At 36.6% G+C, this 19909-nt stretch carries 23 protein-coding genes; 20 read left to right on the top strand and 3 right to left on the bottom strand.

All coding sequences use genetic code 11. The features are described from left to right. Positions 1 to 20: 20 nt before the first annotated feature. Entirely contained in the window at positions 21 to 2045 is a 2025-nt protein-coding gene (locus BM121_RS16960; RefSeq protein WP_091484925.1) for a penicillin-binding transpeptidase domain-containing protein, read from the bottom strand. A gap of 55 nt (positions 2046 to 2100) precedes the next feature. Further along, the gene (locus BM121_RS16955; RefSeq protein ID WP_091484924.1) at positions 2101 to 2691 is read right to left on the bottom strand and encodes a class D sortase; all 591 of its coding nucleotides are present in this window, start codon (positions 2689 to 2691) and stop codon (positions 2101 to 2103) included. Positions 2692 to 2993: 302 nt separating this feature from the next. Between BM121_RS16955 and BM121_RS16950 the strand changes: the two genes are divergently transcribed. The 3 genes from BM121_RS16950 to BM121_RS22175 all read left to right on the top strand — a co-directional run bounded on the left by BM121_RS16950 (position 2994) and on the right by BM121_RS22175 (position 4211). After that, positions 2994 to 3320, top strand: a complete 327-nt coding sequence (locus BM121_RS16950) for a helix-turn-helix domain-containing protein (protein WP_091484922.1) — start codon at positions 2994 to 2996, stop codon at positions 3318 to 3320. Between the two features lie 213 nt (positions 3321 to 3533). Continuing rightward, positions 3534 to 4016 carry a VanZ family protein gene (locus BM121_RS16945; protein ID WP_091484920.1) on the top strand — a complete coding sequence of 161 codons (483 nt, stop codon included), beginning with the start codon at positions 3534 to 3536 and terminating at the stop codon, positions 4014 to 4016. 48 nt (positions 4017 to 4064) lie between these two features. Continuing rightward, a complete protein-coding gene (locus tag BM121_RS22175; RefSeq protein ID WP_175495477.1) occupies positions 4065 to 4211 on the top strand; it encodes a hypothetical protein in 147 nt (48 codons plus the stop codon). Between the two features lie 48 nt (positions 4212 to 4259). On the opposite strand, the gene BM121_RS16940 is transcribed toward BM121_RS22175, so the two are convergent. Continuing rightward, positions 4260 to 4901 (bottom strand): YigZ family protein, encoded by a 642-nt coding sequence (locus BM121_RS16940; RefSeq protein ID WP_091484918.1) that lies wholly within the window; start codon positions 4899 to 4901, stop codon positions 4260 to 4262. Positions 4902 to 5057: 156 nt separating this feature from the next. Here BM121_RS16940 and BM121_RS16935 point away from each other — a divergent pair, with 156 nt between their 5' ends. The 17 genes from BM121_RS16935 (at position 5058) to pseB (ending at position 19899) form a co-directional block, all read left to right on the top strand. Then, positions 5058 to 6206, top strand: coding sequence for a sensor histidine kinase (locus BM121_RS16935; RefSeq protein WP_091484917.1), 1149 nt, complete (start codon positions 5058 to 5060; stop codon positions 6204 to 6206). Between the two features lie 103 nt (positions 6207 to 6309). Continuing rightward, complete coding sequence (locus BM121_RS16930; RefSeq protein WP_091484915.1) at positions 6310 to 7011, top strand: response regulator transcription factor; 702 nt, start codon at positions 6310 to 6312, stop codon at positions 7009 to 7011. Between the two features lie 147 nt (positions 7012 to 7158). Continuing rightward, complete coding sequence (locus BM121_RS16925; RefSeq protein ID WP_091484914.1) at positions 7159 to 8013, top strand: DegV family protein; 855 nt, start codon at positions 7159 to 7161, stop codon at positions 8011 to 8013. Between the two features lie 110 nt (positions 8014 to 8123). Next, positions 8124 to 9461 carry an ATP-dependent helicase ComFA gene (locus BM121_RS16920; RefSeq protein ID WP_175495476.1) on the top strand — a complete coding sequence of 446 codons (1338 nt, stop codon included), beginning with the start codon at positions 8124 to 8126 and terminating at the stop codon, positions 9459 to 9461. Beyond that, positions 9458 to 10156: a ComF family protein gene (locus BM121_RS16915; protein WP_091484912.1), complete on the top strand. Its 699-nt coding sequence runs from the start codon at positions 9458 to 9460 to the stop codon at positions 10154 to 10156. The genes BM121_RS16920 and BM121_RS16915 overlap by 4 nt, the downstream gene beginning before the upstream one ends. A gap of 43 nt (positions 10157 to 10199) precedes the next feature. Continuing rightward, positions 10200 to 10622 (top strand): TIGR03826 family flagellar region protein, encoded by a 423-nt coding sequence (locus BM121_RS16910; protein WP_091484911.1) that lies wholly within the window; start codon positions 10200 to 10202, stop codon positions 10620 to 10622. A gap of 199 nt (positions 10623 to 10821) precedes the next feature. Then, positions 10822 to 11076: a flagellar biosynthesis anti-sigma factor FlgM gene (flgM, locus tag BM121_RS16905; RefSeq protein ID WP_091484909.1), complete on the top strand. Its 255-nt coding sequence runs from the start codon at positions 10822 to 10824 to the stop codon at positions 11074 to 11076. Positions 11077 to 11106: 30 nt separating this feature from the next. Next, positions 11107 to 11604: a flagellar protein FlgN gene (locus BM121_RS16900; protein WP_091484907.1), complete on the top strand. Its 498-nt coding sequence runs from the start codon at positions 11107 to 11109 to the stop codon at positions 11602 to 11604. Positions 11605 to 11620: 16 nt separating this feature from the next. Next, positions 11621 to 13162 carry a flagellar hook-associated protein FlgK gene (gene flgK, locus BM121_RS16895; protein WP_091484906.1) on the top strand — a complete coding sequence of 514 codons (1542 nt, stop codon included), beginning with the start codon at positions 11621 to 11623 and terminating at the stop codon, positions 13160 to 13162. A gap of 6 nt (positions 13163 to 13168) precedes the next feature. After that, a complete protein-coding gene (flgL, locus tag BM121_RS16890) occupies positions 13169 to 14065 on the top strand; it encodes a flagellar hook-associated protein FlgL (protein WP_091484904.1) in 897 nt (298 codons plus the stop codon). 61 nt (positions 14066 to 14126) lie between these two features. Beyond that, positions 14127 to 14717 carry a DUF6470 family protein gene (locus BM121_RS16885; RefSeq protein WP_091484903.1) on the top strand — a complete coding sequence of 197 codons (591 nt, stop codon included), beginning with the start codon at positions 14127 to 14129 and terminating at the stop codon, positions 14715 to 14717. A 13-nt stretch (positions 14718 to 14730) separates the two neighbouring features. Continuing rightward, positions 14731 to 15177: a flagellar assembly protein FliW gene (gene fliW / locus BM121_RS16880; RefSeq protein ID WP_091484901.1), complete on the top strand. Its 447-nt coding sequence runs from the start codon at positions 14731 to 14733 to the stop codon at positions 15175 to 15177. Position 15178: 1 nt separating this feature from the next. Beyond that, positions 15179 to 15409 carry a carbon storage regulator CsrA gene (gene csrA / locus BM121_RS16875; RefSeq protein WP_091484900.1) on the top strand — a complete coding sequence of 77 codons (231 nt, stop codon included), beginning with the start codon at positions 15179 to 15181 and terminating at the stop codon, positions 15407 to 15409. Between the two features lie 123 nt (positions 15410 to 15532). Continuing rightward, entirely contained in the window at positions 15533 to 16375 is an 843-nt protein-coding gene (locus tag BM121_RS16870) for a flagellin N-terminal helical domain-containing protein (RefSeq protein ID WP_091484898.1), read from the top strand. 125 nt (positions 16376 to 16500) lie between these two features. After that, a complete protein-coding gene (locus tag BM121_RS16865) occupies positions 16501 to 17109 on the top strand; it encodes a hypothetical protein (protein ID WP_091484897.1) in 609 nt (202 codons plus the stop codon). Beyond that, a complete protein-coding gene (locus BM121_RS16860; protein ID WP_091484895.1) occupies positions 17099 to 18934 on the top strand; it encodes a motility associated factor glycosyltransferase family protein in 1836 nt (611 codons plus the stop codon). Before BM121_RS16865 ends, BM121_RS16860 begins: the two co-directional genes overlap by 11 nt. After that, positions 18934 to 19899 (top strand): UDP-N-acetylglucosamine 4,6-dehydratase (inverting), encoded by a 966-nt coding sequence (pseB, locus tag BM121_RS16855; RefSeq protein ID WP_175495475.1) that lies wholly within the window; start codon positions 18934 to 18936, stop codon positions 19897 to 19899. The genes BM121_RS16860 and pseB overlap by 1 nt, the downstream gene beginning before the upstream one ends. Positions 19900 to 19909 lie beyond the last annotated feature (10 nt).

Below are 19909 nucleotides of genomic sequence, written 5' to 3'. Positions count from 1 at the left end.
GGCTAGCTCACTTTCTATTTTTATTTAATTTCAGAAAAAACATTCCCGACTTTTTCTGCGACATAGCCACTGCCATGATCTTTGTCCTCAATATTTTCTACCATCATAGAAATGATTAAACTGCCGTCTTCCGGATAGCCGACGAACCAGCCATTCTCAGCAGCACCTTCTTCATCAAGGGTTTTCTTCAGTTCAGCAGTTCCGGTTTTTCCAGAAATACCTAATCCACTAACATTTGCGCTTCCTCCGGTACCGTCTGTTACGACAGCACGTAATGCATCGCGAATGATGTCGGCATTATCACTGGAGAGCAGTCCTTCTTTCCATGTTTGCCCTTTTTCTTCATCCATTAGCAATGTTGGCTGTACAATGTTGCCATCATTTTGCAAAATTGAATAGCTGGATGCTAGTTGCAATGCGCTCATTTCGATTTGCCCTTGACCATAGCTGGTGTCTGCCAGTAACACTTCTTCGCTTAAACTTCCGTCAGAAGAGATAGTGCTTGATTGGATTGGATAGGTGAAAGGGAAGTCCTCACCAATACCGAAAGCTTCCAACCCGGAAACAAAAGCATCTTCACCCATTTCCAGTGCCTGCTTGGCAAAGTAAATATTGTCGGAGCGGACGAGAGCATCTCGTAAGTCAACCGGACCATTTGATTCAGAAACACGTCTTACTGAGTAGTTACCCCAGCCTTCTTTTTGCCATGTAAGTCCTTCTATGGTAAGTCCTTCATTTGGATCAATGGAGCCATTTTCCAAGCCAATAGTACTGGTAATTGGTTTGAAGGATGAACCAGGTGCGAAAGTCGCGCTAAATCGATTTAATAATGGTTTTTTTGGATCTTCCTGCCACTCATTCCATTGATCACCGCTAAGTCCATACAGAAAAGCGTGCGGGTCAAAAGCTGGACTACTTACTAAAGCCAGGGTTTCGCCGGTAGTAGGATCGATTGCTGCTGCGGTTCCGGCATCTCCATCTAATGATTCAAAAATGCTTTCTTGTACTTGTGCATCAATCGAGAGTGTGATTGTTTCACCATCTTTTACTTCTTTTTCGGCTATCACGATTGGATCCTGTTCTTCTTTACTCACATAAATTTGGACACCTTGTTCACCGCGGAGCTCTTCTTCAAAGAGTTCTTCCAGTCCACGATAACCAATTAAATCACTTTCAGAATAGATATCAGAATCGACTTCTTCTAATTTGTCTGCTGTAATCGGTGCAATATAACCAACTAAATGAGCAGCTGCTTCATCTAAAGGATAGATACGCCCTGTAGTGGTTTGCTTCGTAAATGGTTTTATCGATTGTAACGCTTCTTCCAAACCATTTTCACTAATACTGGGAACTACTTTTAATGGAACAAACACTTCCGCTGTTACCCAGTCAGCACTTAATGCATTATCGATATCTTCTACCGTAATATCTAACAATTCTGCTATTTCTTCTTTTTCCTGCTCTTCATTTTCCGTAAACCAATCTTGTACGACACCTAATTCGTAGATACTTTCATTGACAGCAAGTGCTTCACGATTTCGGTCATAAATTTCTCCACGGACCGGCTCCACGTTATTAACACCAATTTCTCCTCCATCTTCTAACTCAGGAAAAATAAATCCAGGGTTCCAATTAACGAGCCAATTCATTTCTTCTTCACCCTCGACAGTTTCTATTGTTTTCACCATTTCGATCTCAGTATCAAAAGAAATAGGTCCAGCCAATGTTTCCATAGTTACACTTAGTGGGAAAGTCATCGACTCAATCTCTTCCAAGTCAACTTCTTCCTCATCTTCCGCTGGTTCTGGTACTTCGTATTCAACTGATAGATCTGTTACTTCCAGGTCTTCATATATTTTAGGATAACGATCAAATTCTTCTTTATCTACATCTTTCTCAACCATTGGATACATACTTTCAAAGTCTTCTGCCATCCATAAGTCTACATATTCCTGTAAACGATCTTCAGGCTTAACCTGTTCATCCTCTTGACAGGCAGCTAAAAATGCTACCAAACCCATACATACTACTAATAACCGTTTCATCTAATATATACCCCCTCTAAAACAAGTGAAAAGCGTATTGCAACAGACAATACGCTTAATAAATTGGTTTTGCATAAATAATATATCTTTCAGGTGCGTTTCCTACATAGGAAAATGGATAACAAGTAGTGATAACCAATTCTTCATCAGGCGCTGTTGATTTAATTATGCTTGTATCGTCTGCATCGACAATTTTGGAATCAACCATTTCATATTCAAAATCGCCATGTTCCAATTTTATGGTAAATGTATCACCAACTTCTACGTCACCTAATTCACGAAAAACCGTATCCCTATGTCCGGATAGAACGATTTGATCATTTTGCATCGGATAGGCAGAACCACGGTAATGACCGACCCCTTTTTCTAAATCATCTGGGTCTGTTCCTTCTACTATAGGTAGTTCAGCATCGAGTGTCGGTATTTCCAGAATTCCAACTGTTTCCCCCATGTCTGGAAAATAGTCTTCAGGTGTTTGTTTTTCTGCTTCGTTAGTTTTGTTTGTTTCGTTGGAAGACTGTTCTAATAATTCCTTTGCCTCAGACATTGCCTGGTTTTCAGCAGCTTGTATTTTAAAATATTTATAACCGCCAAAGCCTAAAAGTACGATCCCGACCAGAATAAAAAGTAGAGCTAACTTCTTCATATTATGCCACACCTCTTTAGTCTATGTATTATCCATATTATACTAATAATAATGGTAAAATGCACGTATTTATGAATAGAAATAGTTGCAAATGTTCGACAATTGACCCATCCTCCCAAAAACATAAACAAATTATTACGTTTTAACGAATATTTTTACAGGACTTTAGTCTTTATTTTTTAATAATCATGTAAAAATAGTCATAAACCCTTGCGTGATTCGACAAAAAGACGTACCTTTATATAGAACAGAAAAAACCATTTATGTTATAATTATATTAGCAGGAAAGTGGGTGAATTTTTGTGATAGGGCAAAAAATTCAAGAATTAAGAAAACAAAAAAGAATGTCATTATCAGAAGTTGCAGATCAAGCTGGGATTGCTAAATCCTATTTAAGTTCAATTGAACGTGGAATTCAATCCAATCCATCGATTCAATTCATGGAAAAGGTGGGTAAAGTTCTTGGTGTGACCGTTAATGAATTATTAATGTCTGAAACGGATGAAGAAATTAAAGAACAATTAGATGAAGACTGGTTAAAACTTGCAGAAGAAGCGATGCATTCAGGTGTCTCTAAGCAAGAATTCAAAGAATTTTTAGAATTTAACAAATGGAAGCAAAGTCATTAACCAAACAGACAAGTCAGCCACTTGCAGAAGTAGCTGACAATTTTTTTGTCTAAATTTACTACTCAAAACGAAAAATATAGCCAATGGAAGGAAGTAATGTCATAATGAAATCTAGTATGACATTTTTATGTGTGGAAATAGATTGTTCGACGGTCAGAAAATGTTCCTAAATTTAGAAAATATATGTAGAATAAAGAGGAGTTTTAGGGATTAATGAAGAAGTTAATATATTGGGTGTTTCCTATTCTATGGATGGGAGTTATATATTATTCATCTGATCAGCCATACGAGAAACAAGACATTAAACCCTTGCTTTCTCAATATATCGACATATCCTTTTTAGATGTCATTCTACAGCCGATTGCCTTTAGCTATCATCAATCGATAGTGAGTGTCGAGCAATTGGGAGTAGAAGGGGTTGTTGAATTTTTCATTCGAAAAGGTGCTCATGTAGGAGTATTCTGCATGCTATGCGGTCTATTTTATCTAGCGTACAGAAAGACGTGGCAGAATAAGAATGTAACTCTATTAACTTTTTTTGCATTTTTCACTACTTTATTGTACGCTGTTTTTGATGAATGGCATCAAGGGTTAACGCCCAACCGTACACCGTATACAGGGGATGTCGTATTGGATGGAATAGGGGCTTTGATAGCGCTTTTTGTTATTTTACTAGTAAACAAGTTGCGAAAATAGAAGTACGAACATATTGTATAATTAGGATGGGTAAAGGGGTTGAGTCGCTTGACGGAGCAAGAAGTTTATCGATCGATATTGCAAAAAATGCTAGATCAAACGGAGACGCAACAAATCGATAATTCACAGGAATTTATAAAAAGGCTGAAGAATGAACTTAAACAGGCAAATCTATTATCATTTCAAGAAAAATAAAAAAGAGTGTGAAGCTGTTTCACACTCCATTTATTTCCGGGGAAATAGTCACTCGGTCGAAATGGCTATTTCTATATAAGAATCTTCACCTTCCTGAATCTCAACTTTTCCACTAGTCAAATTTGTGATCCAATCCATGAACGTCGTTTCTTCCCCGTTTAGCGTTCGCACATGTAAAGTTACTTGGTCTAGATACTCCATTTCGCCTAATATATAAGAAGATTGTCGTAACTCATTTTCCACTTTGCCTAATAAGGTATAGTCAACTGTTACAAAATACTTCTTCATTCTCTTTCGTTCGACAACACCGGTTGTATTGATCGCTAATGTTGTAGTACTAGAATATGCCCGAATCAATCCGCCAGCACCAAGCTTGGTTCCGCCAAAATATCTGGTAACTACTACAGCAGTGTCTTTCAGTTGCCGTTTCTTTAATACTTCTAATATCGGAACCCCTGCCGTACCACTCGGTTCTCCATCATCATTTGCTTTCTGAATCTGGTCATGTTCCCCAATCATATAAGCAGAACAGTTATGTGTCGCATCAGCATGCTTTTTTTTAATGCTTTGAATGAATTGCTGAGCATCATCTTCATTTGCTACGCGTTGTACATATCCGATGAACCTGGATTTCTGAATCAACTGTTCATCAGTCCCATTAGGTTTTACTGTGAAATAGTGGTTAAGCATATATAATTCCTCCTATATACGGATAAATTTGTATTGATTAAAACAGTACGTGTAAAATAATTGTAATAGGGAATAAAGAATATTATTATAACCCCCTAAAAAAGAACTATATATTTCGTATGGTATAAAATGAAACTAGGTGGTGAGGTTTGGTATATGAAAAGTACAGATCATACATTAGATTATATAATAGACGAGATGATAGATACAGTAAAAAACAGCAAGGATGAAGTCTTTGAAATTGCTGAGGAATCTCGTAAGGAATATGAAACGTTAGAGCAAGAACTAGCAGTGTTGAAAGAAGATGTAGCAACGGTTATTGCTGAAGGAGATATACTTGAAAAGAAATCAAATTTATCCAGAAAAAAATTATCAGAAGTCAGTAAAAACTTCAAAAAACATTCAGAAGATAAAGTTAAGGAAGTATACGACCAAGCCCATCAGCTTCAAACAAAATTAGTTGTTACACGTGATAAGGAAAAAGCACTTAGATTAAGACGTGACGAAATCGAGTTACGCCTAAAAACAATCGAACAAATGGTGGAACGGGCAGAAGGGCTAGTCGGAAAAATTTCAATCGTGTTGAATTATTTAAATGAAGACTTTAAAGAAGTTTCCGAATTGATCAGTGATGCCCATGAAAAGCAGGAATTTGGTTTAAAAATTATTGAAGCGCAAGAAGAAGAACGTAGCCGCCTTTCAAGAGAAATGCATGATGGACCAGCACAGATGCTGGCAAATATTATGCTACGATCAGAAATAGTCGATCGTACCTATAAAAAAGGCGATGTAGACAGTGCAGTCCAAGAAATGCGCAATGTAAGAGTAATGATTCGCGATTCACTATATGAGGTAAGGCGTATTATCTATGACTTACGACCAATGGCGCTGGATGATTTAGGATTAATACCTACGATAAAAAAGTACATAAGCACATTAGAAGATCAACACCCTAACATCCGGTTCAAGTATCAGTCGACTAACGAGCGATTACATAGTCATTATGAAGTAGCTTTATTTCGTCTAATACAAGAGTCCATTCAAAATGCAATCAAACATGCTGAAGCAGGACTGATTCTAGTGGAGTTAGATATTTCTTGTGAAAAAGTCGTTGCTACTATCACTGATAATGGTAAAGGAATTGAACAATCCGAGAAAAAAGATAAATCTTTTGGTATAATAGGCATGCACGAGCGAGTCGAGATTCTCGGAGGAGACTTAAAAATTAACAGCAGTGAAGAAGGAACAGGTACTAGAGTAAGCATAACGATTCCTGTTGAACAAGAAAACACTACTGCAAATTAACCAGAATCAGGTATAATAGTAGGGATAGGAGACCAATCGTATTACAACGACGATTATGTCAAATAAATGAAGAAGTTATTTAGGAACTTGAGGAGGAGTAATCATGACAACCAACATTGTATTAATTGACGATCATAAGTTATTTCGTGAAGGGGTAAAAAGGATATTAGAATTAGAGACTGGCTTTAACGTATTAGCAGAAGGTGATGACGGCTCCGCAGCAACAGAGCTTGTTAAAAAGTACAAGCCCGATGTGGTATTGATGGATATTAATATGCCCGGTGTTAACGGCGTAGAGGCAACTGCTGAGTTATTGGAACGTTATCCAGGCGTAAAAGTCATTATTCTTTCGATTCATGATGACGAGAATTATGTTACACATGCACTGAAATCAGGTGCACAAGGCTACTTACTAAAAGAAATGGACTCTGATGCATTGATTGACGCTATTTCAGTAGTATCAGAAGGTGGCTCTTATCTTCATCCGAAAGTTACACATAATTTAGTGAAAGAATATCGCAGGTTAGTTTCTGAAGAAGATGCGTTATATGATTCTGATACATCTCTTTCAAAATTAAAAGAAGTAGAACATCGTAAACCTCTCCATTTACTTACAAGAAGAGAGTGCCAAGTATTACAACTACTAGCAGAAGGTAAAAGTAACAAAGGGATCTCAGAATCTCTTTATATAAGTGAAAAAACCGTGAAAAACCATGTAAGCAGTATTCTGCAAAAAATGAAAGTAAAGGACCGTACCCAAGCAGTCGTTATAGCAATCAAAAAAGGTTGGGTAGAAATCCTTTAAAAAATAGCTCCTATGGGGCTATTTTTTTGTCTAGAAAATACTGTTGAAAAGTTTTATAAGCTTGCGTTTTTGACTATGCAACCAACAGAATATTAGGTAAAATGAAATATAGTAAACTAATAACTAGAAGAAAGGTTAGATATAAGTATGAAAGTTGCGGTCATTACCGATAGTACGGCATATATTTCAGATTCGCATAGAAAAGAAAAAAATATACATATGGTTCCCCTGAATGTTGTTATTGGGAATGACTCCTACCAGGAAGAAATCGATATTTCTACAGAAGAATTTTATCAGAAAATAAAAGAGGTTGAGCAATTTCCCAAGACTTCTCAACCCTCTATCGGACTCATAACAGAAAAATTAGAAGAACTTGCAGCAAATTATGATCAAGCTATTTTTATTACATTATCCAGCGGCATCAGTGGTGCTTTTCAGTCTGTTGTAACTGCACAATCCATGGTAGAGGGAATTGAAGTTTTCCCATTTGATTCAGAAATCAGTTGTATGGCACAAGGATTCTATGTACTAGAAGCAGCTGAAATGGCACAGGATGGCCAAGATGCTGAAACGATAATATCACGTCTGCATGAAATAAAAGGATCACTTCGCGCCTATTTCATGGCAGATGATCTAACTCATCTTCATCGTGGTGGTAGATTGAATGGTGCTCAAGCCTTGATTGGCAGCATGCTGCAAGTAAAACCAATTCTGCATTTTGAAGATACAAAAATTGTGCCATACGAAAAAATTCGAACTAAGAAAAAAGCCTTAAAACGAATCTTTCAATTATTTGAAGAAGATGCGTCCACGGGTGTACCGATTCGAGCAACAGTTATTCATGCCAACCGTGAGGCAGAGGCTGAAGAACTTAAACATCAGTTAGAAACACGATTCGATAATGTAGAAGTATCAGTAAGCTACTTTGGTCCAGTTATTGGTACACATCTCGGTGAAGGATCACTCGGGATGGGATGGTATAAAAAGAAAAGTGCTCGTTAAGTGACGTTTATCTCGTATAGAGGCATGAGATAGTCTCACTAGTCGCTGGATCTGGATATAAGAAATAATGTGGTGGGGCTTGTCCTCACCATCTATACAGGAGGTTTGCTATGAATTTTTCCAAATTCCTCGCCGGAAAGCTTTTATTAACCTCGGAACTTCCCCTTACAAAACCAACAATAGATTATCTATTCCGCACCAATCAATCGAAGCAATTACCAAGTATAACAACCAAATATGGTCGGCATCAATGTAACCGTTGCGGCAATAGAAATCAACAGCTGTTTGCCGATATACCTTGTGCGAGATGTGATCACCCCCATCTCTATTGCCGCAATTGCATCCAGACAGGTAGAGTACTGCAATGTGACATACTCATTGTTTGGAACGGATCAAAGCCTGCTTGGCCACTTCAAACACAACCGTGCCATTGGACAGGCACATTAACCCCACCACAACAAAAAGCAGCAGACGCAATTGAGCAAACGATCGAATACAAGCAAAAAGAACTACTTATTTGGGCTGTATGTGGATCTGGTAAAACCGAAATGCTATTCCCGGCAATAACCAAAGCTATCACAGAAAGCAAACGAATCTGCATTGCTACACCAAGAGCCGATGTGGTAAGAGAACTATTTCCCCGCCTCAAGCAAGCCTTCCCTGACACAGAAATTGAAGCATTATATGCGGATTCACCAGATCGAACCGATAAAGGACAACTGATCATTAGCACTACCCATCAGTTAATCCGTTACCAGGAGGCCTTCGATGTCATGATTATTGATGAAATTGATGCTTTCCCTTTTCACCATGACAAAACTTTAGCTTACTTAACCACCCGAGCTTGCAAAAAGGATGCCACATCTATTTATTTAACAGCCACCCCGAGACCAGAACATAAACAAAAAATTAGTCACAAGAAACTACCTGTACAATTTGTACCGATTCGCTTTCACGGTCAACCACTGCCAATACCCCAACTTAAGATCGAAATAAACCTAAGAAAAAAACTCCAAAAGGGAACAGAATCAAAAGCTTTGCAACAGTTCCTTACCACAAGACCTGAATCGCGTCAATTATTAATATTCGTTCCAAAGATCCCACTACTAAAAAAAGTAGCAGAACGATACCAAGCAATTGCAGTTCATGCCGAAGACCCCGACAGAAAAGAAAAAGTAGAACAATTCCGTCAGAAGAAGATTGACATCCTTGTTACAACAACGATTCTTGAAAGAGGTGTAACATTTCCTTCCGTTGATGTCGTTATCCTTGATGCTGGACACCATGTCTTTGATGAAGCAGCATTAGTGCAAATTGCAGGACGAGCTGGAAGAAGTCCTGATGATCCTGGTGGAAACGTTCTGTTCATTCATCAAGGCAAAACCAATGCCATGGAGGATGCAATTGCTCAAATTAAAATGATGAATAAGAAGGGAAAAAAGCTATGATGTATTGTTTAAAATGTCAGGATTGGATCAGTCAACCTGTCACATGGAGTACACTTTTTCTTCCAAATGAACAGACTCAATTATGTGACAGCTGTCAATCCCAACTGAAAAGAATTGCAGGCACTATTTGTGAACGGTGTGGAAGACAAATGCCAAATGAAACTATGTGTGAAGACTGCAATAAATGGCAATCTAACAAAAAATATCGAGATACTTTACTGTTTAATCGATCGCTTTTTCAGTACACACCGTTTATGCAAGAGGTCATTACTCAATGGAAATACCGTGGTGATTATCAATTGAAAGACATATTTTCTCCTTACATCAAAAAAGAGATACGAAACTTTTATCCAACAAAATCCTTCACGATTGTACCAATCCCCCTAACTAATGAAAGACTTCATGACCGAGCATTCAATCAAGCAATAGCCATTGCAGAAATTATTGCTCATCATCATAAGAACCCGGTCATACACGCACTTTCAAGAAATGTAAGTCATTCAGAAAAGCAATCAAAAAAATCAAGACAACAGCGAATCACCACAAAAAATCCTTTTTTCTTAACAAAATCACTTGAAACGGATGTCTTACTTGTCGATGATATATATACAACTGGTATGACGATTCATCATGCAGCAAAGTTACTTCAAGAGGCAGGATGTGCCCATATTTACAGTTTTACATTAGTTAGGTAAATACACATAATGAAACAAAATAAATAGAAAGAGGGTGCTAGCAATGGGAGAATTAGCAAATTGCGCCAGATGTAATAAAGTCTTTGTCAAAATAACGAAATCGATTTGTCCTGATTGTGTGAAGGACGATGAAAAACAGTTTCAAATTGTTTATGATTTTCTTAAAAAACGGGAAAACCGACAAGCGACCATTCCGGAAATTGTGGAAGCGACCGGAGTAAAAGAGGATATTATTTTACAATTTGTTAAAGATAACCGTCTTCGATCTTCTCAATTCCCAAACTTGAGCTATCCATGTCAACGTTGTGGTGACCCAATTGCAAGTGGGAAAATCTGTGAGAACTGCACAAATAAAATATCATCAGACCTTCGCTATCAGCAGGAAGTCGAGAGAGTAAAACAAAAAAACGAGCAAGAGCAAAAACAAATTGAGAAAACATATTACACAAGAAACCGTAATAACTAAAACCTCCTTTCAGATAAAAGGAGGTTTTCCTCTTGATAAGATAGTTACTACTAATTCAAAAGATCCCATTCTAATACTTTAGTCCTCTTTCCAATACCCAGTCAAATCGATATACTAAAAGAATATTAAACAATTCAGATAATCGTCCGATATAAATAATAAATAAATATGCACGAAAATAGGAAAGAGGTGAAAGGTCTTGAAAATACATGGACCAAACCATTCAAAAATGAATCCATATCAAAAGCTACAACAAATAGAGAAACAAACAGCATCCAAGTCCCATTCACTTAAACCAGATCAATTGCAAATATCAGATGAAGCACTAAAAATGCAACAAAAGGACTCTCGCCAGGCTTATGTGAACGAAATTAAACAGCAAGTAGATAATGGCGAATATAACGTCAACAACAAAGAAACGGCGAAGAAGCTGTTGAACTACTGGAAAGCTTAATAAAATGGAAGAAAAAGGAGCAGACCACTTATGTCCGTTCAGCCTATTATCCAACATCTAAATAAATTGATTGAGTTACATGACAGTCTGCTGCGCATCTCCAAGCAAAAGACAGAAATTTTAAAAGAAGGTAACACGGATGCATTGCAAAAGTTAATGACTAAAGAACAAAAACATGTGCAGGCAATCAACCAAATCGAGCAAAAACGAATCGATGCAGTAGCAAGCTGGGCAACCAAGCAAAACTTGGACCAGAAAACTGTCACCGTATCAACCATCATTGAAGAATATACAACCGGAGCGGATCAACAGCAATTGGAACAAGTGACGTTAACATTAGCGGAGCAATTAGTCGAATTGCGCCGACAAGAGGATTTAAATAAACAATTAACCCAACAGTCGTTACAATTTGTCCAGCTGTCATTAGACATGATGCAGCCATCGATGAAAAATATGACATATGGAAATGCTAAGCATCAATCAAAGCCATCAGCACCGAGACGATCGGTATTTGATTCAAAAGCGTAAGTAGGAGGAACAAACAATGTCATCAACATTTAATGGATTGGAAGTAGCAAAACGAGCACTCCATACGCAACAGTCAGCATTATATACAACGGGCCATAATATCGCCAATGCCAATACGGAAGGCTATACAAGACAACGAGTGAATATGACCCAAACGGCGCCATATCCACCAGCATCACGAAATCGACCGGAAATACCAGGTCAGGTCGGCAGTGGGGTGGAAGCAGGCTCTATTGAACGAATTCGTGATAGTTTCATTGATAAGCAGTTTCGTCAGGAAAATACTAAGGTAGGTTATTATGAATCAAAAGCGGATATGATGTCGAAGATGGAAACCATTTTGAATGAACCATCTGAGCAAGGTTTATCCCATTCAATGGATCAATTTTGGCAATCTTTACAGGATCTATCGGTAAATCCTGAAGATTCAGGGGCACGATCTGTAGTGAAAGAACGAGGGGTAGCAGTTGCAGATGCCTTTCATTATATTGATAGTTCTTTAAAAGATGTAAAGGTAAATTTTAAAAATGAAATTGATGTCAATAATACGGAAGTTAACTCCTTAATTGATCAAATTAATGGATTAAATGAACAAATATCAGATATTGAACCACATGGGTTTGTACCAAATGATCTATATGATGAACGCGATCGTTTAGTTGACAGTCTATCGGAATATGTAGACATCAATGTGTCTTATGATAAAAGCTCAGGTCAACCAAGCCCGATAGCACAAGGGATTGCAACAGTTGAAATCAAAAGTGAGGGGCCATCGGATGGCGTGAAACTAGTTGATGGAAATACAGGTGCTGTAAACCATATTGATTTTTCATTTAATGAAAACAATAATGCAACACAAATTGAATTTTCTGGTGGTGCAGCGGGTACCACAGTTCCTGCAGATGAATTTGTGGTAAACGGTAAACTGAAAGCAATGATGGAAGGCGCTGGATATGTAGATGGTGCTGGTGATCCGGCCGGAGAATATAATGATATGCTAGCCGACTTAGATGAGATGGCAGATAATTTTATAAAAGAATTCAATAATGTTCATGAGAACGGTTATACCTTAGTCGATAGTGATAGTGATGGTAATGGGGACCAAGGTGGCGCATTTTTCACAGGGAATAGCGCTTCCGATATAGATATAGCTGCTAGTATTAAAACGAATGTTGATAATATTGCAGCTAGTGACTTAGGACCACCAGGTGATGGCGAAAATGCGGTGGAATTATCAGATGTCTATACGAGACTAGGTGAGAATTATAATACAGCAACCACAATGAATGACAAAACATCTATAAAAAGTTTTTTCGAAGGTGTAATCGGTGAAATGGGTGTCAGTGCAGAAGATGCTAACCGGATGCAAAATAATTCCGAAATACTTAGACAGCAAGTGGAGGGAACGAAGCAGTCAATTAGTTCCGTATCACTGGATGAAGAAATGACCAATATGATTCAGTATCAACATGCGTATAATGCAGCAGCAAGAAATATGACAGCAGTAGATGAAATGCTAGATCGAATTATAAATAATATGGGCTTAGTAGGGAGGTAATGAATAATGCGTGTAACACAAGGAATGTTAACGAACAACATGTTGCGTAACCTCAGTAGTAGTTACGATAGTTTGGGTAAGTATATGGAACAATTGTCAACTGGGAAAAAAATTAATCGTCCTTCTGATGACCCCGTTGTTGCGATGAAAGGGATGAATTATCGAACCCAAGTTACAAATTCAGAGCAATTTGAACGTAACATTGGCGAAGTGCATAATTGGATGGATAACTCTGATGATGCATTAGATAAGACACAAAAAGCTTTAGAACGTTTACGTGAACTTGCGGTACAAGGAGCTAATGGAACATATGAAGAAGGACAACGTGGTAATATGGCAGCCGAAGTCGATCAGTTAAAAGAACATATCTTAGATATCGCAAATACTGAAGTAAACAATAAATATATATTTAATGGCACCAATACAACAGGTGTAGATGGAGATAAACCATTTGACATTGATGCGGATGGTAACTTCCAAAATGCGATTAACAATCAAGATGTAAATATTGAAGTGTCAGAGGGTACGAAGCTGCGTGTTAATGTACGACCAGATGACGTGTTTAATGAAGAACTTTTCACCGATTTATCTAATTTTGCAGAAGAACTTCGCACTGGTACGGACGATGATGCGATCAGTGCATACATTGGAGAAATCGATGACCATATTAATAACAATGTGGACACGCGTGCCGATTTAGGTGCGCGACAAAATCGTATTGATTTAATTGAAAATCGTGTACTGGAACAAGGAGTTTCAGCAAAAGATATGATGTCGAAAAACGAAGATGCCGATATCGAAAAAGTAATTATGAATTTAACCTCACAGGAATCGATACACCGTGCAGCACTTAGTGCCGGATCACGTATTATTCAACCAACCTTATTAGATTTCTTACGATAATCAAAAGCCTTGCCTTTATGAAAGGTGAGGCTTTATTCATCCATAGGAGGGGATTCTATTTATGCGATTACCTCAAATTCGCATACAATCACAAAATGCTTTAATTGGAATTCAAACTAGCGATGCCCAGCTTTCGATTCAATCAGGATCAGTAAAACAAACCATCAGACAACCTCAAGCTGATTTGCGAATAAATACCAGACCAGGAAAGATGACCATTGATCAATCGAAAGCATTAGCAGATGTGGGAATTATTCCAACCGAACAATCAATAAGAAAAATGGCTCAAGAATCAATGCAAACAGCTATTCAAGGTTCAAAAAAACGTCGTCGTCAAGGTGATGAATTAATGAAAATTGAAAATGGTGGAGATCCTATTCTAAGGCAGTCCAAGGTAAATGGTGACAGACCAATGAAGCAGTTCAACATCGGTTGGATCCCATCAGGTGATGCAGTCAAATTTGATTATCAACCAGCAAAAGTGAACATTGAATCTACAGCGAATAAACCGCAAATTGAAGTTCAAACGACAGAAAATCAATTTCATTATCAGCCAGGTGGAATTGATGTCTACTTGGAACAGAAAAATTCAATCAACATTGATTTTGAAAATGTGAAATTTGTCGGAAATAACTTTGAAATGCAAATATAAGAAGGGTGAATGTATGCAAATTAATACGAAATATTTTGGAGAAGTAGATATTAACAAACAAGAGATTATCCATTTTACAAAAGGAATTCCAGGTTTTTTAGATGAAAAAGAGTTTGTCCTACTTAGTTTTGAAGAAAGTGGATTATTTCAAGTATTGCAATCAACTAATGGAATCGACCCAACATTTGTGGTGGTGAATCCATTTTTGTTTGTAGAGGACTATCAATTGGATCTAGATGACCAAACGATAGAACAATTGCTGATTAAGGATGAGAAAGATGTTATGGTTTTAGCAATTGTTACCGTAAAAGATCCGTTAACCACAAGTACAGCAAATCTCCAAGCTCCGATTGTCATTAATCAATCGTCAAAAAATGCGAAACAATATATTACGAACAACAAAGATTATACAACACGGGAGCAAATATTCAACAAAACCTCCAAGGAAGAGGAGGCATAATATGCTGGTACTGACTAGAAAAGTAAATGAAGCCATTCGAATCGGTGATGATATTGAGGTGAAAATTGTTGCTATTGAAGGGGACCAAATCAAACTAGGAATCTCCGCCCCAAAGCATGTTGATATCCACCGACAAGAAATTTATCAATCGATACAGGATGAAAATAGTGAGGCAGCTGATGTTTCGACAAAATTATTAGATTTAATTAAAAAAAATGATAAAAAGGACTAAACATCTGCTAACAACGACCGATATTTAAAATAGAGCTAATTCTAGTGATCGGCGGCCGCTTTCACTAATTAGTATATACCACAAGGATGTGGGAAACACAAAACTCAAGGAGGAACTATACTTATGATTATTAACAATAATATTCCAGCGATGAATACTCATCGTCAAATGGGAATCAACCAAAACAACATGCAATCTTCAATGGAGAAATTATCTTCAGGTCTTCGTATCAACAGAGCAGGTGACGATGCAGCAGGTCTTTCAATTTCTGAAAAAATGCGCTCACAAGTCCGAGGCTTAGATCAAGCTAGCCGTAACTCTCAAGATGGTATCTCAATGATCCAAACTGCAGAAGGTGCGCTTGATGAAACACACTCAATCCTTCAACGTATGCGTGAACTTGCGGTTCAATCTTCCAACGACACAAATGTAGGAGAAGATCGCGCTGCTTTAAACAATGAATTTACACAACTTGGCGAAGAGCTAGGAAGAATTAAGGATAATACACAATTCAACAAACAGAATCTACTAGATGGTAGTGCTGGAGCTGCAGGTTCATCAGGTGCAGTAAGTATTCAAGTAGGTGCAAATGAGGATGAAGTCACAGTAATTGACTTTGCTACTTCTGGTGTAAACTTATCAGGTGTAGTTACAGCAGCACAAAGTGGTGATATTTCTTCTTTATCAGGTGCTCAATCAGCTATTACTAATATTGAAAGTCAAATTGCAACAGTATCTGAAGGCCGTTCTTATTTAGGTGCTATGCAAAACCGTCTTGAGCATACAATTGCTAACTTAGATAATTCATCTGAGAATCTATCTGCAGCAGAGTCTCGTATTCGTGATGTGGATATGGCTAAAGAAATGATGGAGATGACAAAATCAAACATCCTTTCCCAAGCATCTCAATCTATGCTTGCTCAAGCAAATCAACAACCACAATCAGTGTTACAATTATTAGGTTAATCGTTAATATGTTTAAAAAGACTCTGGATTTCTCTTCCAGAGTCTTTTTTGTTTAAACGTATTAAAAGTTACTGAAAAATGCCGATATAGTTATTAGGTAATTTAAATTAGTGGGAGGGATCATCATGAAAATAGTTTTGAATAATGATCAAAAATCATTAATGCTAGATAATACGAATAACATAAAAGCTGTTATCCAAGCTGTAAATAAATTGATTGGAACAGAGTTAATCCTTAGTCATCTGATTATTGATGATCAAACCATTTATATAGATTATGAAACATATATTGGCGATCACCTAAAAGATATTCATGTTATCAATGTAATTGGACGAACCAAACCAGAATTTATTAATGAAACATTATTAACAGCTGAAACATATTTAGAGAATTCTTTCACTGTGATCAATAAGTTAATAGATCAATTATTGAAGCAGCCATCAGATGATACGTGGAAAACATTCACTCAATTAACAGATGGTATACAATGGTTAACAGATATAATTTTCATGATTGATAGAATGGAGGAAAGACCAACTAATTGGCAAGCATATGTAGAAGTGTATCATCAGTTAGAAGAAAATGTAGCAGAGTTGGCAGACGCATTAGATAATCAAGATACTATCTTAATTGCTGACGTGATTAACTATGAAATAAAAGCAATATTTGAAACATTGATAGAATTAATAACTAATACGATTGATCAAGAAGGAAGTCGTCCAAATGCTAATTGATAATCGCAATCTATTACGTATAAAAAATCGCCCATTACTAGACCAACTTAATCAGTATACATTAGTTGAGAACAAAATTGTGACAGAAACATCCAAAACTGGTATACCAACATTAAAATTGAATGTAGATGGTAAGTTTAAATATATACATAGTAAATATGATCCGGAGAAAGAAGCAAGACGAACGATTAATCATTCTGATATACCTAATGAAACAAAACATGTTATTTTATTTGGTGTGGGTTTAGGTTATCATATTGACTTGATAACAGAAATATACCCGTCGTTAACGTTCACTATTTTTGAGCCAAATATAGATATCCTAGTTAACTTTTTAGATACTTATTCACTTGATAAAGTTGATCAATTAAACAGTGTCATTCACGGAAAAACCCAAATCAATAATGAACTGACACGACTAATTGATCGTTATAATAACTCTATAAAAATAGTTGCATTGCCGTCCTATGCACAAATATTTAAAGCAGAGTTAAATCAATTGTATGGAAGAATGATAGATATATTAAAAAATAGAAAAAGTAAACTAGTAACAAATGTAGCTTTTCAGAAGCGATGGACAATCAATGCAATCAAAAACTTTCCGAGTGTACTGAAAACACCAAATATTCTTAAAGATGTTGATCACTCATCATTTGAAGGAAAGCCAGCAATTATTGTTGCAGCTGGTCCGAGCTTAAATGAGGAATTTGATAACTTAAAATATATCAAAGAAAATGGATTAGCTTATATATTTTCTGTTGGATCGGCAATTAATTCTTTAATTGAGCAAGGAATTTATCCTGATGCTGTTTGTACATATGATCCGCAAGCACATAATTACCAAGTTATACAGAAAGTAAAGAATAAGAACATCGAAACAATACCGTTAATATTCGGTAGTACAGTTGGTTTTGAGACACTAGATAGTTATAAAGGTCCGATATTACATATGCTCACAAATCAAGACACAGTAGCCCAAACTTTACTTAAAGATGAAGGTGCAATAGATATTGTCTCGGATGCACCTTCTATTGCACTAGTAACCTTCCAACTGTTAACAAAGTTGAATATTAAAGCAATATATTTGGTTGGTCAAAATTTGTCCTTTCAAAATAATCGTCGCTATGCAACAGGAATTGAATATGGACAAGATTCTGTAAACGAGAATAAGATGTTTTCTGTTAAAAGTGTAGATAATGATATTGTTTGGACAGATGATGGATATAATCGTATGCGTGAACAATTAGAGTCTTATATTAAAGCAACACCAAATATAGAAGTATACAATACTACTAAAAATGGAGCTGATATCGAAGGAGCACCATTTATAGCGATGGAGCAGGTAATAGAGGATCATTTTACAACAAAAAATCAAGTCACGGACAATTGGTTTCATGCAAGTCCAACATACAATGGTAATAATGTTAAACTAAGTCTTAATAGATTGAACAAAGTGAAAGATAGTTTTACAGTTTTATTAAATGAACTTGAGAATATTGTGAGCCAAATTCATAAAATGAAGAATCAAAGCAGTACACAACTAGAGAAGCAATTTGTTAAATTTGATAAAAAATTTAAGAAGTTAAAAAATAATAAATATTACGTTACATTTTTATCACCCATGCTTCGGGTCCAACTGGAAAACTTAGCAAGTAATTCATCAAAAATTAAGAATGAATCAGATCTTGTTAAGAAAGTAGAGTTATTCTTTGAAGCATTTGACAACTTATTTATGCAATTAAAAAGTCTTGAAAATGAAATAGATTCCTATTTCACTGAATTGATAGAACTTATAGAATTAGAGCAGAGAGAGGTAACTAAATAATGTACTTTGACAACAAAGTTGTACTTATAACAGGTGGTACAGGTTCCTTTGGGAAAAAAATAACGAAAAGAATATTGGAAACAACCGTACGAAAAGTTATCATTTTTAGCCGTGATGAATTGAAACAATATGAAATGAAGCAAGAGCTTACAGATGATCGCTTAAGATTTTTTATCGGTGATGTACGCGATAAAGATAGATTATATCGAGCTTTTGAAGGAGTAGATTATGTTGTTCATGCAGCTGCCATGAAGCATGTAGGAGCATGTGAATATAATCCATTCGAGGCAGTGAAAACAAATATTCATGGTGCGCAGAATATTATTGAAGCAGCAATTGATAAAGGTGTACAAAAGGTTGTGGCGCTAAGCACGGATAAAGCAGCAGCACCCGCTAACCTATATGGTGCGACAAAATTAGCGTCTGATAAACTATTTGTAGCTGGAAATTCATATGCTGGAGATAAGAACACTCGATTTGCTGTCGTCAGATATGGAAATGTAGTAGGTAGTAGAGGTAGTGTCGTACCTTTCTTTGAAAAAATGAGAGAAACAGGCCGATTACCGATTACGGATGAAAGAATGACACGTTTTTGGATTACCTTGGACCAAGGTGTACAGTTTGTTATCGATAGCTTTGCTAGAATGCAAGGTGGAGAAATATTTGTACCTAAAATTCCTAGTATGAAAATAACAGATTTAGCAAGAGCAGTAGGCCCTGAATGTGAAATTGATATCATTGGAATTAGACCTGGCGAGAAGCTTCATGAAGTAATGATAACGGAAGATGATGCTAGGAGAACAGTAGAGTGTGATAATTATTATATTATTCAACCGGAATTTCCATGGTGGCAAGCAACTGAAATACAAGACCATGAGTTGTTAGATGATGGATTTAAATATAGTAGTGAAACAAATGAAGATTGGTTAAGTATAGAGGACTTAAAAATGCTTATCAATGAATGAGGAGTAATAT

Origin of the sequence: Gracilibacillus orientalis, from assembly GCF_900114645.1 — a bacterium.
In the GTDB taxonomy this organism is placed as follows: domain Bacteria; phylum Bacillota; class Bacilli; order Bacillales; family Amphibacillaceae; genus Gracilibacillus; species Gracilibacillus orientalis.
Note: the sequence above shows the minus strand (reverse complement) of the source record. Positions and strands in the feature narration are given on the sequence as shown.